Here is a 13,592-nt window from a genome sequence, read left to right as displayed (position 1 = left end):
TTATTGGTTAGCTGTTAATTCTAAAAACTGCTCTTCTAAACTAACTTTTCGTTTCACAAGATGTTCTAAACTAATATTATTGTCAAACAAATATTTGTTTAAATCTGCAGGTTCTAGATTTTCTTTCAAGTAAACCAAGACTTTTCCTTCTTCTTCAACTATTTTTTCGACAGCTAGATGATTTGCTAAAACGGATTTTAAAGTTTGATGATTTTCAGATTTCAATTCAAAAAAACCTTCGTTGCTGGTCATACCGTCTACCGTTCCGGAATATAGCATTTCGCCTTTTCGTAAAACCAAAACGTGAGTACATACTTTTTCGACTTCATCAAGCAAATGCGAAGCCAATAAAATGGTCGTTCCTTGCGAAGCAATTTGTCTAATAATATCACGAATTTGATGTATTCCTTGCGGATCTAAACCATTAGTAGGTTCGTCTAGAATTAGAATTTCCGGATCGTTAAGTAGGGCAGAAGCAATGGCCAAACGTTGTTTCATTCCCAACGAAAAAGTGCTAAACTTGCTATCTTTTCTCTCCATTAATCCTACTAATTCGAGCTTTTCTTGAACTTTAGTATAATTAATATTCTTAATTTTGCAAACCAATTCTAGATTTTCTTTCGCAGTCATATAAGGGTAAAAGTTAGGTCGCTCGATAATGGCTCCTACTTTTTTTAGCGCTTCGTGTGTTTCTGTTTTTCCGCCAAACCAGCTATAAGTTCCCGAAGTTTTGTTTACCACATTTAAAACGATCCCTAAAGTGGTCGATTTTCCCGAACCGTTTGGTCCTAGAATTCCGTAAACATTGCCTTTGTGAATTTCTAACGAAAGGTTTTTTACGGCATGAACATATTTATTATAAACTTTGTTGAGGTTGGTAATTGTAAGAATAGTTCCCAAAACTGTTTGTTTTTTGATTGATTATAGTAAGACGAAAAAGTTAGTATTTTGTTACAAAGAAAAATCCTCAATAAAAATTGAGGATGGTATTTATACTAAACTTGAAGTTTTCTCTGTAATTAGTATCGTTATTATAATTCGGAGTATGCCTGTATTCAAAATTAGATTTGTGATTACTGATGTTATTCTTTTATTATCATTGTATTTACTATTTTAGATTTTGTATGTAATTTTAAAATATAGTTACCTGTTTTAAATTCACTCAAGTCTACTTTATTATCATTGATATAAATTGACTTTAAAATTCTACCATAGATGTCAATGACTTCTATTTTAACAACATCTTCGTTACCCTTGCAAAACATATAATCTTTAACAGGATTTGGTGATAAGATAAAATCGTTTGTATGAGTATTATCGTTTATTGATAATGAATTATTTGAATTTATTTGAATTATTGTTGGTCCATTGTTGTTTATACAAGCTGTTGAATTTGTAGCAATGGTAAACATACCATTCTGTTCAATTGTTTTATATGGAAGGTTATCGGTTGTAAAGAGGTAATTTATTATTTTACCATTTAAACCGAAATCTTGTTTTAAAGTGCCGTCATCATTCAGTTTTAGTAAAAATATTTTATTGAAACTATAATTATCCCATTGATATGTAGATCCAGTTAATGTTACTTCATTTAACGATTTTTTTATTGAATAAATTCTTGGAATGCTATTACCACTTTCAATTTTTGTTAGAAACATTCCCTGATTACCAAATGTAGCATCTAGTTGTTGGGTATTATTGTATTTACTTGTAAACATGTAATAATCTAAAGTTGATACATTATAATTATACGAACCTGAAACATAAATATTCTCATTGTCATCTAGGCAAAATACATCGGGACTGATGTAATAGCTACTGTTGTTTATATTGTCAATAAATAGTTTTCCATTATCACCAAAGTTAGTATCAATACTATTGTTGTTCAGATTAAATTTAGTTATATAATGCTGATTTCTACTGCTTTTTTTCTTAAAAAGGGAGTAAACAGCATTGTGATTTGAATCAAATACTGAAAAATAGGTATCGTATTCTAAATAATCGTAATTAAATTTTAATATTCCATTATTTCCAAAAGTGGTGATTAAATTTCCATTTAAATCCAATTTTATAATAATGATATACTTATTTGGATTATTTGAAGGATAAGATTCATTGCTTCCAATTAGTACGATTTCATCATTTATTATTTCTACAGAATGGAAATCAATTTTATCTGATAAAAATGAATTATTTACATAACCATTTACACCAAAACTATTTATTAAATTACCATTTATATCAGTTTTTGCCATGAAATTGCTTGGAGAAACTGAACCATAATTGTCAACAACCATTAGGAATTCATTATTCGGAGTTTTTCTTATAAAAGAATTGGTATTGTCATGCAATTCCCCACCACCAGAATATAAATTTAGTGTACGAATACCATTTGTGCCAAATGAAGATACGATGTCACCATTAGTATCAAATTTAACTATGCTATAACCCGAAAAACTGGTAAAAGCATAAAAATCATCATTTACAGTTATTAAATCTCCAAAAACATACGAACCAATAGGTTGACTTACGCAGGTGTATCCGTTCGTACCAAAATTAGTATTAATAAATTGGGACTGACTATTGATGGTTTGTGCAAAAAAAGTAGAAAGTATTACTGCTAAATGTTTAAATTTCATTTTTATTATCTAAAAAAATTGTAGGTAAATATCGACAAATATAAAAAAATCCCCAACTAATTTACTAATTGAGGATTTATATTTTGTATTCTAAATTCTAGCTTTTGTTTTCTTTATTAAAGTAAACCAAATAATAATACATTTGTTTTTCTTCGTCCCAGCCTTTTTCTACAAATTTTTCGGCACTTTCAGGATTTATAAAATCTAGTTTTATTTGAATATTTGTATCCAAATTAATTACGTTTTTCATCGTTCTTCTTGCGTCCGAAACAGCAGCATTTGCAATAGGAAAGCTCGTTAAATCTTCAATACTATATTTTTCGCCTTTGTCTACTTTATAACTTTTAAACTCCGAAATTAAATCTGGATTATCGATAACTTCGTTTAGAAATAATGATTCTTCGAACTGGTCATTTTTCGCAAAATGGTTTACTGCTCGATTCATAAACATAACTTCTTCTTTCTTGTCTTCGGCAGGAAAAACAACTTCTTTCGCAAAATCTTGACAGAATTTTAAATATTTTTTAGTTTTAAAATTTTCGTCCTGAAAAGCATCTACCGAAAGGAAATGCTCTAACCAATAACGTGCATCATAACGGTTGCTGTCTACAGTAAGAATCTTGTAACCTTCTTCTTTTTTGTAATTAAAAATCAAACAACCTTTGTCAAGCTTATTCAAATTAATTCCTTGTTGCAAAATCATTTCTAGCGTTGTCCCTTTTTCTTCAAACTGAAGAAAATCGGCTTTAAGCTCACTTTTAAAAATTCCAATAGCATCAACCACATTATTATCGATAGAAATATTGGTTAGGTGCGTTACATAAACTTCCCCGTTTTTTATATGTGGATGATTTGATTGCTCGAAAAGATGTTTGGTGATTTTTTTTGAAATGTCATGAGTTTTGTTTGGATTTTCAAAAATTTCGGTAGCAAATTTAAACATTTCATTATATTCTAAATCTACTTCGTGAGCAAACTGAAAATAGTTTTCTTCCTTATCACGAAACGCTTTCAAGAAATATTCTTTTAGTAACGGCATGATTTCGTCGTTTAAGCCATAAGGATTTTCAGATAAAAACATTTCTTCGTTACGACTTACGTTTCCTACACGATGTATAGACAAACTTTCGATGTGAGTATTAAATAAATTGATCATTTTTTTATTTTTTAGAATAAAGAACCAAGATTAAAGACGGAACGAATGTCTCAAATCTTGGTTTTATATTATTAATCTTGCTTTAATTTGTAATTTTTGTATTAATTCCAATTCTCCTCGAATCCGTAATCTTCAAAACTATCATCACCGCTAAACATGTCTAAATCATCTTCATCTAAATCATCTTCAAACTCGTTATAGTTTTCTTCATCTTCATCAGCAAGAAAGTTTTTTTCTCCAGAATCATCGGGCATTTCTCCGTGAGAAAAAATTGTTTCAGGATAAGTTGCGCCAGCGGTTATTTCTTCGATAGCAGCTAGTTCTACTAAGAATGTCCACATGTTTATAAAATCGTAAACGTAAATTATTTTTCTATTTTCTTTGTCTAAAATATCAGAAAGTAAGTAATCGCTCATGATTTTCATCTCGCCAAGAACATCGCCAGAGTCAAAAAGAGAAATTTCATCTTCCTGATTCCAAGTGTCATCGCAAGTATAAAAAGAACCAACTTCCATTCCGTCGAAACCAAATGAATTGAAAATTGCGTTGTGTAAATCTTCTAAAGTATCTTCTGCAAGTATTGCAATATCTCTAAAAACATCATCTTCATTGTCAAGAATTACTCTAAATTTGTAAACCATAATCGTATTTTTATTAAAGCATCAAAGGTAAAATATAAATTACGAATTACGAATTACAAATCGCTATTTGTTGATAAGATTTTTTTGTATGAATAGGAGCTGTAAATAATCCAAAATAAAATACTTCCTTCAATAATTCTTTGAATTAATCCTTTGTAAGGAGAATCTAAATTAGCATTAAGAATCATCACAAATAGAAAACTTAATATGAAAACCAGATAACTTATGGTTGATAATTGACCACCATTTTTCCATTTTCGAGAAGCAATGCCAATGAGTAGAATTGAAAACGGAACAATCAGATAAGTTACGAATCCCATCGAATTATGAATAAACTGGGACAAACTTGGATTTATAAATTTAGGATTACAACCAGCATCACAGTTAAAAATGCTACATATAATGGTGCCAAAACCGTAACCAAAACCTACTCCTATAAAACCTATTGTACTAATGACAGATTTTGGCAATACTCTTATTGAAAATAATGAAAAAAGAATATATAAAATGCCACTTGGAATGTACCCAAAAAACCGAAGCAAATCTGCTTTTGGCGCATCTATAGCATAAGACTCGCTTATAAATTGAGAAATATGACTGTAATTTGGATACAAAAATCCGCCAATAACGGTTGTTAAAACAAAAATGACAACGCTGAGAATTCCTGACCAAAATAGTAATGATGTTTTCATGTTTTTTTCTAAAATAATTTTAAAAATACAAATTTATTATAACGGTTCAGCTCTAAATTTCTACAATTCAGTCAATATAAATTTTAAATTTGGAAGGTATGATGCAATTTTGCTTCATCAAAACAAACATTATGAAACCAATTCTAACTTTTGTCATCATATTATTATCAATTTCAGTTTTTTCTCAAACTACTATTTCTGGTAAAATTGTCGATAAAAAAAACCTTCCTATTTCAGGAGTTAACATTTTTATTGAAGGCACTTACGACGGAGCAACATCGACAGAAAAAGGAGATTTTAGTTTCGAAACTTCAGCAACAGGAAATCAAGTTTTGGTGGTTAGTTTTATGGCTTTTGAAACTTCAAAAATTGATATTGATGTGGCTAATTATCAAAATCAAACGATTGTTCTTAAACAAAGTATCAATACACTCGATGCGGTTGTGATATCGGCAGGGACTTTTAGAGCTGGCGATAATTCTAAAATTACAGCACTCAAAGCGATGGATATTTATACCACGGCTGGTTCTAATGCTAATATAGTTGCTGCAATGCAAACTCTGCCAGGAACGCAAAAAGTAGGAGAGGACGGCCGTCTTTTTGTTCGTGGTGGAGAAGCCGATGAAACCCAAACTTATGTAGATGGAATTCGAGTATCGCAACCTTACGACGCTTCGGTGAGTAATTTGCCAACTCGAAATAGGTTTTCGCCTAATTTGTTTAGCGGTATGTCGTTTTCTACAGGAGGTTATTCAGCGGAATATGGCTCAGCTTTATCCAGCGTTTTGCTTATGAATTCTATAAACGAACCAGCAGAAGAGATTACTAATATTTCGATTATGACCTTGGGTTTAGGCTTAGGAAAAACATCAAAATTCAAGAAAAGTTCGTTGAGTTTCGATGCTAATTATATTAATCTGGCGCCATATCAATTAATTGTTCCTCAAAAAATAGATTGGAACAAACCTGTGCAATCTATTTCTGGGCAAAGTGTTTATCGCTATAAATTTAATAAAGGATTGTTTAAATTATATGCGACTTACGACCATACTTCGTTAGATTTGAATCAGAAAGATATTAATTATACGGATAAAATTAGGTTCGATTTAAATAATGATAATCTTTACATTAATTCGTCTTATAAAGGTGAAGTAGGTGATAAATTGCAAATTCAAACTGGTTTTAGTTTTGGTTATAACAAAAATAAAATAGGGATTGTTTCGGATAAATTAAATAATACTGAAACCGCTTTTCATTATAAATTAAAATTTAGAGAATCTTTTTCTAATTATTTTAAATTGAATTTTGGAGCTGAAATTTTTAATACCAATTTCGATGAAAGTTATACACCAACGTCTTATTCAACTATTAATTATGGATATAAAAATACACAAACAGCACTTTTTAGCGAAGGCGAAATTATGTTTAGCGAAAAAGTAGCTTTAAATCTCGGAATTCGAGGTTCGAATGCTTCAGTAGTTGATAAATTTGTGGTAGAACCAAGGATTTCTTTTGGATATAAGATTGCTAAAAATAGTCAATTTTCTGTAGCTTACGGTACATTTAATCAAACGGCAAAACAAGATTATTTAAAATTTGATTCTCATTTAAACTACGAAAAAGCATCTCATTATATTTTGAATTATATGTACAACGTTAATGGAAAAATGCTTCGTGTAGAAACCTATTTTAAAGACTATTCTGATTTGATAAAATACGATACCAATACTGCAACTTACAATAGCAATTACAATAATAACGGTTTTGGTTATGCTAAAGGATTAGATGTTTTTTGGAAAGATAACAAAACCGTTAAAAATTTGGAATATGCCATATCGTATTCTTATATAGATTCGAAAAGAGATTACAAAAATCACACACAACAAGTTACACCTAGTTTTGTAGCTAGCAATAGTGTTTCGGTAGTGACTAAATATTGGATTGATAGTTTAAAATCGCAATTAGGATTAACTTATTCTTATAGTTCAGGACGACCTTACAACGACCCAAATACTGCAAGTTTTATGGCAGAAAAAACGAAATCATTTACTGACTTGTCATTGGGTTGGGCTTATATTTTGCGACCACAAAAAATTATTTACATTAGTGTTTCGAACTTATTGGGCGCCAATAATATTTATGGTTATCAATATGCAAACAACAAAAATGCGAACAATATTTATGCAAATCAAGCCATTGTGCCACCAGCAAAACGATTCTTTTTTGTAGGTTTCTTTTGGACAATAAGTGACAATAAAAAAACCAATCAGTTGAATAATTTGTAAAAGAATAAGAATTTTACAATTCAGCATCAAAAAATGACAGTTCAGTCAGAATCAATTTTAAAACAAGAACAATCAACATAAATTTACATCAGAATTAAAATCAACATCAAATAAAAACAATCTAAAAATTAGAAATTATGACAAAAGTTATCATCGCAATCGCATTTTTCGTAACCAGTTTAGTAAGTGCGCAAACACAATTTGAACAAGGAATGGGCAAAGCATTCGGATTATGGAAAGAAGGAAAAAATACCGAATCATCTGATATGTTTGATCGAATTGCATCGGCAGAAAAAAACAATTGGTTGCCTAATTATTATGTTGCATTGGTAAATACCACATCAGCATTTGGAACACAGGACAAAGAAAAAATAAATAATTTGTTAACCAAAGCACAAACAGCATTGAGTGTGGAAATGATTAAAAATCCAAATAATGCTGAACTTTTAGTAATGCAAGCTATGATTCACACCGCTTGGATAGTGGCTGACCCCATGACAAACGGAATGAAATTATCTGGTCCCGTAATGGAATTATATGCAAAAGCACAAGCGATTGCACCCGAAAATCCTAGAGTTGTTTTTTGCAAAGCAGAATTCGAAATAAATGGAGCAAAATATTTTGGTGGTGATACAAAACCAATGTGTGCACAAATTGAAAAATCTATCGGACTTTTTGCTACTTTTAAACCAGAAAGTCAATTTCATCCAAAATGGGGATTAGATAGAGCAACAGAAGCATTGAAAGGTTGTAAATAGACAAGAAAAGGCTAAAATAGAATATAAAAAATGGAAAATCAAAGAATAAAAACATTTACAGAAGTTAGAAAAGGAGCTATTGCTTGTCTCAAAATTGCTGTGATATTTACCTTAATTTTTACAGTTATAATCAATCAGGATTTTAATCTAAAAAATATTGGATTCTCTTTCCTAATAAGTTCATTGTATTCTTTTGGTCTCGGCTTTGGTAATGGTCTGATAAATAATTTGTTAGACAGAAAATGGGATTGGTTGGAACAAACAAATCTTAGGGTTTATTTTGGGATTATAACCACAGTTTTGTACACTATTCCAGTAGTTTTAGGTATAAATTATGTCACTTTTGTGATTTTAAATAAATTGCCGTCAAGTGATTTTTTTAATCCAAATATGGTTTTAATGCATCTTTTCTATATCATTTTGTCGCTTGGTGTTTCTGTTTTTATGCATGCAAGAAGTTTTATGATCAATTGGAAAAATGTAAGCAAAAAAGAAGTTACCGAACAGAAAATTATTGCAGGAACAGCAAGTGCTAAGTTCGAAAGTCTGAAAAATCAAATTGACCCACATTTTTTGTTTAATAGTCTAAATGTTTTAAGCTCTTTGATAGAAGAAAATCCCGAAAATGCACAACGATTTACGACTTCATTATCAAAAATTTATCGTTATGTTCTCGAACAAAAAGACAAAGAATTGGTTTCGGTCGAAGAAGAATTATCGTTTGCAAAAACTTATATGAATTTGTTAAAAATGCGTTTCGAGAATAGTTTAACATACGAATTGCCAACTGAAAATAGCATTACAGAAGCAAAAGTTGTTCCGCTATCCTTACAGCTTTTATTAGAAAACACGGTAAAACACAATGTGGTTTCAGAGCAAAAACCATTGCATATTAAGATTTTTATCGATGGTGATTATTTAGTCATTCAAAATAATTTTCAGAAGAAAGAAGTTTTGCAAGATAGACAGGGAGTTGGTTTGCAAAACATCATCAATCGTTACGGAATTATTTCTAACAGAAAAGTATTAATCGAACAAAATGAAAATACATTTAGTGTCAAAATTCCAATACTAACAAAACAAATCGCCTTTATGGAAACTAAAAATATAATAAACGAGAATATGGCTTATGTTAGAGCTAAAGAAAGAGTTGGGAAAATTAAAGGATTTTACGGAAACCTGATTTCCTATTGCACGGTAATTCCAATTTTAGTTATTATAAACCTAAATACCAGTTCTGGTTTTCAGTGGTTTTGGTTTCCAATGTTGGGCTGGGGAATGGGAATTGCATTTCACGCAATAGAAACTTTTGGATATGGGAAAAATTGGGAAGAACGTAAAATACAAGAATTTTTGAATAAGGATAAAACCAAAAAATGGAACTAATGGAAACAAATCAAAATAACATCGAAAAATACCTTGCGGCAAAAAAGAAAGTGGAAGATATAAAAGGTTTTTACGGAAATCTCATGTCTTATATTCTAGTAAATTTATTTTTAATATTTATAAACTTAAAATATTCACCAGAACATATTTGGTTCTTTTGGCCCATGATAGGCTGGGGAATTGGAGTTGTTTTTCACGGAATGAAAGCTTTTAATTATATGCCATTTCTTGGGAAAGACTGGGAAGAACGAAAAATTGCTCAATATATGAAAGAAGAAGAATATAACAATAATTTAAAAAAATAGTTGAAATGGAAACGAATTCAAACGACGAAATAAAGTATCAGGAAGTTGTGAAGCGAGTTAAAAAACTAAAAGGATTTTATTCCCATTTAGCTGTTTATATCGTAGTAAATATCATGATTGTCATTCTAAATATTCAAGATTTAGAACCTGGTGAAAGTTATTTTAGGAAAGAAAACTTTTTTACAGCATTTTTCTGGGGATTAGGATTACTTGCCCATGCGCTTTCTACTTTTGTACCAACATGGTTTTTAGGGAATAACTGGGAAGAAAGAAAAATTCAGGAATTGATGGAAAAAGATAAGAACGAGAAATGGGAGTAGGTTCAAAGGTTCAGAGGTTTAAAGTTGCAAAGGCAAAACCTCAGAAGCTTTGTTCCTTTGTAACTTTGTACCTCAAAACCTAAAATATGCTAACAATAATTATTGAAGACGAAAAACCAGCAGCAAGATTGTTGCAGCGCAAACTCGAAAAACTGAATATAAGAGTCGATGTGATGTTGCATTCTGTAGAAGAATCGATAGCTTGGTTTTCTAATAATGCGCACCCAGATTTGATATTTTTAGACATTCAATTATCTGATGGATTGTCGTTTGAGATTTTTGAAAAAATAGACATAAAATCGGCAATAATTTTTACAACGGCTTACGACGAATATGCGTTAAAAGCTTTCAAATTAAATTCGATAGATTATCTTCTCAAACCAATTGATGAAGACGAATTGGAAGTGGCCGTTACAAAATTTAAATCCAATTTTCCTAAACCAGAAACAAACTTGCAGTTGGATTTTGAACAGATAAAAAAGATGTTCCAAAACCCGTTTGATAAAAATCATAAAACCAGATTTACGGTCAAAATTGGACAACAACTAAAAGTAATTTTGATAGAAGAAATCGAATGCTTTTTTAGTGAAAATAAAGGAACTTATATTCATACTCTCGATAACAGAAATTACCTTATCGACTCGACTCTCGAAGTTTTAGAACAAGATTTAGATCCTAAAAACTTCTTTCGCATAAGCCGAAAATTTATTGTTCCTTTAAAATCTATCAAAGAAATTTTGTTGTATTCTAACTCACGATTGAAGATTATTTTACCAACTTATAAAGAAGAAGAAGTAGTGGTTTCTCGAGAAAAAGTGCAAGAATTTAAAACTTGGATAGGATAATTTCAATATAAACTTTTAAATTAATTGAATTAATTTAAAAAACTGATTTACAATAAATTAAATATTTAATATAGATTTTATCGATAGTGGTTTTTAGCCTTAAAAATGATTAAACATTCTCTTTTCTACTTTCTAAAACCAAATAAAACTGAACCCCAAAAAGTAAAGAAGCAATGACTAAATGTATAGGTTGCGACGTGTAAGGAAAATCAAAATAATACATCGCCATTCCAGATAAAATTTCGATCGAAATTAAAATCATAACCCAATTTATTTTATCATAACCCAATTGTAGTTTTCTATTTCTTAAGAATAAAAACACATTCAGTCCCAATATTAAAACTGAAAAAGTACGATGAATATAGAACGTAATAGTTGGATTTTCTAACACCAATTGCATCTGATTGTAACCTAAAATTTTCACTTGTTCATCTACATATTGCCTTACTTGAGTGCCAAGAATTATTTGAATTAATGTTAAAAGCAGCGTAGCAAATAGTATTATTTTAAATTTTTTATCGACTTTAAAATCAGATGTTTTTCCACTTGCGTTTCTAATGATGTAAACCAAAACGGCTACGATTAGTAAAGCTACAATCATATGAATTGTAATTTTCACAGGATTTAAAACCGAATAAACAACTCTTGCGCCAAGCCAACCCTGAAAACCCATTAAGAAAACTGAAAGCCATGAGAGAAGCGTAATTTTTTTGTTTTGTTTCCAAAATCCAAAGGAGAAAACGGCCATAGCAAAAACGGCAATTCCTGCCAAAGCACCTGCTAATCTATTCAAATATTCAATCCATGTTTCAACAGCATTAAAGATGGCATAATCATGTTTTGTGTACAAACGCCATTGCTTCGGGTCGAAAGTGGTTCCTGTTGTAAAATGGGAGGTTGCAACCAATAGTTTTTCATCTTTAATAACAACTTGACCTTCGTCGAAAACACGATTGGGTGCCCAAGTAAGTTCCTTAATATCGGTTGGTGGAATGTAATATCCGAAACATTTTGGCCAATCAGGGCAACCCATTCCAGAGCCAGTCATTCTGACTAATGCTCCTGCAATGATTACTAAATAAACGAGTATTAATGCTGTTTTTGCCGATTTTAGAAAATACTTATTCATAAAGAATTTGTGTTTAATTTTTTTTCAAACCTAATTTTTCAGCTCTTTTCAAAACAAATTCGAAAGCAGCTTGATATTCATTCGGAATTTCACCTTCTAAAATAGCTTCTTTAACCGCTTCTTTCAAAATTCCAATTTCACGTCCAGGTTTTATATTAAAGATTTCCATAATTTGTTCACCCGTAATTGGTGGTTGAAAGTTTCGGACAGAATCACGTTCTTCGACTTCAATGATTTTCTGACGTACAATTTCGAAATTTTTATGGTATTTTTTGAACTTGTTTGGGTTTTTGGTTGTAATATCTGCCTCGCACAAAGTCATTAGATTTTCTACATCTTCGCCAGCATCAAAAACCAAACGACGCACTGCCGAATCGGTTACCATATCTTCCGACAAAACAATAGGACGAGAACTCATCATGACCATTTTTTGTACAAATTTCATTTTGTGATTTAATGGCATGTGTAAACGTTCGAATATCTTTTTAGCCATTTTTCCACCCAAAAACTCATGTCCATGAAATGTCCAACCTTGTTTTTTGTTGAAACGTTTGGTTGGTGCTTTGCCAATATCGTGTAATAATGCTGACCAACGCAACCAAACATCATCAGTATTTGGACAAATATTGTCTACAACTTCTAAGGTGTGGTAAAAGTTGTTTTTATGCGTATGACCTTCTATTTCTTCGACTTGATTTAAAGCAGTCAATTCGGGAAGAATGATGTCTAATAATCCAGTTTTGAAAAGTAATAAAAATCCTATTGAAGGTTTGTCTGATGAAAGAATTTTGTTTAATTCATCGACAATTCTTTCGCCCGAAATAATATTAATCCGGTCAGCATTTTTAGTAATTGAGTTTAAAGAGTTTTCTTCAATCGTAAAACCCAATTGTGCTGCAAATCGAATACCACGAAGCATTCGCAAAGGATCATCGGAATATGTAATGTCAGGATCTAAAGGTGTTTTTATGATTTTATTTTCTAAATCGGTCAAACCATCAAAAGGGTCTAATAATTCCCCGTAATTGTTTTTATTTAAGGAAATTGCCAAAGCATTTATCGTAAAGTCACGACGATTTTGGTCATCTTCAAGCGTTCCGTTTTCGACAACTGGATTGCGACTTTCGAGATTATAAGATTCTTTTCTTGCACCAACAAACTCAATTTCGGTATCTTCAAAACGAAGCATTGCTGTTCCGTAGGTTTTAAAAACTTGTACTTTTGGTTTGTTTGGTAACAATTCTGAAACTTTCAATGCCAATTCAATTCCTGAACCAACTGCAACAATATCGATGTCTTTTTTGAATTCTCGTTTTAAAATTAAATCACGTACAAAACCGCCAATTACATAACTATCTACGTTAAGTTCTTGGGAGGCTTTTGAAATAATTTCAAAAATTTTATTTGTTAATGATGTTTTGTAGTTCATTTGTTGT

At 30.8% G+C, this 13,592-nt stretch carries 13 protein-coding genes; 6 read left to right on the top strand and 7 right to left on the bottom strand.

The features are described 5' to 3' along the window. The 5 genes from BM053_RS00605 to BM053_RS00580 form a co-directional block, all read right to left on the bottom strand. A complete protein-coding gene (locus BM053_RS00605; protein WP_091472819.1) occupies positions 1–900 on the bottom strand; it encodes an ABC transporter ATP-binding protein in 900 nt (299 codons plus the stop codon). 182 nt (positions 901–1,082) lie between these two features. Then, positions 1,083–2,639, bottom strand: coding sequence for a T9SS type A sorting domain-containing protein (locus BM053_RS00595; protein WP_091472815.1), 1,557 nt, complete (start codon positions 2,637–2,639; stop codon positions 1,083–1,085). A gap of 97 nt (positions 2,640–2,736) precedes the next feature. Next, positions 2,737–3,795: a nucleoid-associated protein gene (locus BM053_RS00590; RefSeq protein WP_091472812.1), complete on the bottom strand. Its 1,059-nt coding sequence runs from the start codon at positions 3,793–3,795 to the stop codon at positions 2,737–2,739. Between the two features lie 101 nt (positions 3,796–3,896). Beyond that, complete coding sequence (locus BM053_RS00585; protein WP_091472809.1) at positions 3,897–4,436, bottom strand: IS1096 element passenger TnpR family protein; 540 nt, start codon at positions 4,434–4,436, stop codon at positions 3,897–3,899. A 53-nt stretch (positions 4,437–4,489) separates the two neighbouring features. Next, on the bottom strand, positions 4,490–5,128 hold the full coding sequence (locus BM053_RS00580) for a DUF998 domain-containing protein (protein WP_091472808.1): 639 nt from the start codon (positions 5,126–5,128) through the stop codon (positions 4,490–4,492). Between the two features lie 131 nt (positions 5,129–5,259). On the opposite strand from BM053_RS00580, the gene BM053_RS00575 reads away from it, so the two are divergent. The 6 genes from BM053_RS00575 to BM053_RS00550 all read left to right on the top strand — a co-directional run bounded on the left by BM053_RS00575 (position 5,260) and on the right by BM053_RS00550 (position 11,027). Further along, the gene (locus BM053_RS00575) at positions 5,260–7,413 is read left to right on the top strand and encodes a TonB-dependent receptor (RefSeq protein WP_091472804.1); all 2,154 of its coding nucleotides are present in this window, start codon (positions 5,260–5,262) and stop codon (positions 7,411–7,413) included. Positions 7,414–7,550: 137 nt separating this feature from the next. Beyond that, positions 7,551–8,171: a hypothetical protein gene (locus BM053_RS00570; protein ID WP_091472802.1), complete on the top strand. Its 621-nt coding sequence runs from the start codon at positions 7,551–7,553 to the stop codon at positions 8,169–8,171. Positions 8,172–8,201: 30 nt separating this feature from the next. Continuing rightward, positions 8,202–9,557 carry a 2TM domain-containing protein gene (locus tag BM053_RS00565; RefSeq protein ID WP_091472799.1) on the top strand — a complete coding sequence of 452 codons (1,356 nt, stop codon included), beginning with the start codon at positions 8,202–8,204 and terminating at the stop codon, positions 9,555–9,557. Then, on the top strand, positions 9,557–9,862 hold the full coding sequence (locus BM053_RS00560; RefSeq protein ID WP_091473721.1) for a 2TM domain-containing protein: 306 nt from the start codon (positions 9,557–9,559) through the stop codon (positions 9,860–9,862). Before BM053_RS00565 ends, BM053_RS00560 begins: the two co-directional genes overlap by 1 nt. A 5-nt stretch (positions 9,863–9,867) precedes the next feature. Then, a complete protein-coding gene (locus BM053_RS00555; protein WP_091472797.1) occupies positions 9,868–10,182 on the top strand; it encodes a 2TM domain-containing protein in 315 nt (104 codons plus the stop codon). 86 nt (positions 10,183–10,268) lie between these two features. After that, positions 10,269–11,027, top strand: a complete 759-nt coding sequence (locus BM053_RS00550) for a LytR/AlgR family response regulator transcription factor (protein WP_091472795.1) — start codon at positions 10,269–10,271, stop codon at positions 11,025–11,027. Between the two features lie 109 nt (positions 11,028–11,136). On the opposite strand, the gene BM053_RS00545 is transcribed toward BM053_RS00550, so the two are convergent. Together BM053_RS00545 and BM053_RS00540 are read right to left on the bottom strand one after the other, a co-directional pair. Next, a complete protein-coding gene (locus BM053_RS00545) occupies positions 11,137–12,156 on the bottom strand; it encodes a COX15/CtaA family protein (RefSeq protein ID WP_091472794.1) in 1,020 nt (339 codons plus the stop codon). Between the two features lie 13 nt (positions 12,157–12,169). Continuing rightward, positions 12,170–13,585, bottom strand: a complete 1,416-nt coding sequence (locus BM053_RS00540) for a CCA tRNA nucleotidyltransferase (RefSeq protein ID WP_091472791.1) — start codon at positions 13,583–13,585, stop codon at positions 12,170–12,172. Between the last annotated feature and the right edge of the window lie 7 nt (positions 13,586–13,592).

Origin of the sequence: Flavobacterium swingsii (genome assembly GCF_900111965.1) — a bacterium.
Classification (GTDB): Bacteria; Bacteroidota; Bacteroidia; order Flavobacteriales; family Flavobacteriaceae; genus Flavobacterium; species Flavobacterium swingsii.
Note: the sequence above shows the minus strand (reverse complement) of the source record. Positions and strands in the feature narration are given on the sequence as shown.

Bases quoted from the DNA above. Each gene is read 5' to 3' on its own strand.
- BM053_RS00595 (WP_091472815.1), bottom strand. From the start codon at position 2,639: ATGAAATTTAAACATTTAGCAGTAATACTTTCTACTTTTTTTGCACAA.
- BM053_RS00590 (WP_091472812.1), bottom strand. From the start codon at position 3,795: ATGATCAATTTATTTAATACTCACATCGAAAGTTTGTCTATACATCGT.
- BM053_RS00585 (WP_091472809.1), bottom strand. From the start codon at position 4,436: ATGGTTTACAAATTTAGAGTAATTCTTGACAATGAAGATGATGTTTTT.
- BM053_RS00580 (WP_091472808.1), bottom strand. From the start codon at position 5,128: ATGAAAACATCATTACTATTTTGGTCAGGAATTCTCAGCGTTGTCATT.
- BM053_RS00575 (WP_091472804.1), top strand. From the start codon at position 5,260: ATGAAACCAATTCTAACTTTTGTCATCATATTATTATCAATTTCAGTT.
- BM053_RS00570 (WP_091472802.1), top strand. From the start codon at position 7,551: ATGACAAAAGTTATCATCGCAATCGCATTTTTCGTAACCAGTTTAGTA.
- BM053_RS00565 (WP_091472799.1), top strand. From the start codon at position 8,202: ATGGAAAATCAAAGAATAAAAACATTTACAGAAGTTAGAAAAGGAGCT.
- BM053_RS00560 (WP_091473721.1), top strand. From the start codon at position 9,557: ATGGAAACAAATCAAAATAACATCGAAAAATACCTTGCGGCAAAAAAG.
- BM053_RS00555 (WP_091472797.1), top strand. From the start codon at position 9,868: ATGGAAACGAATTCAAACGACGAAATAAAGTATCAGGAAGTTGTGAAG.
- BM053_RS00550 (WP_091472795.1), top strand. From the start codon at position 10,269: ATGCTAACAATAATTATTGAAGACGAAAAACCAGCAGCAAGATTGTTG.
- BM053_RS00545 (WP_091472794.1), bottom strand. From the start codon at position 12,156: ATGAATAAGTATTTTCTAAAATCGGCAAAAACAGCATTAATACTCGTT.
- BM053_RS00540 (WP_091472791.1), bottom strand. From the start codon at position 13,585: ATGAACTACAAAACATCATTAACAAATAAAATTTTTGAAATTATTTCA.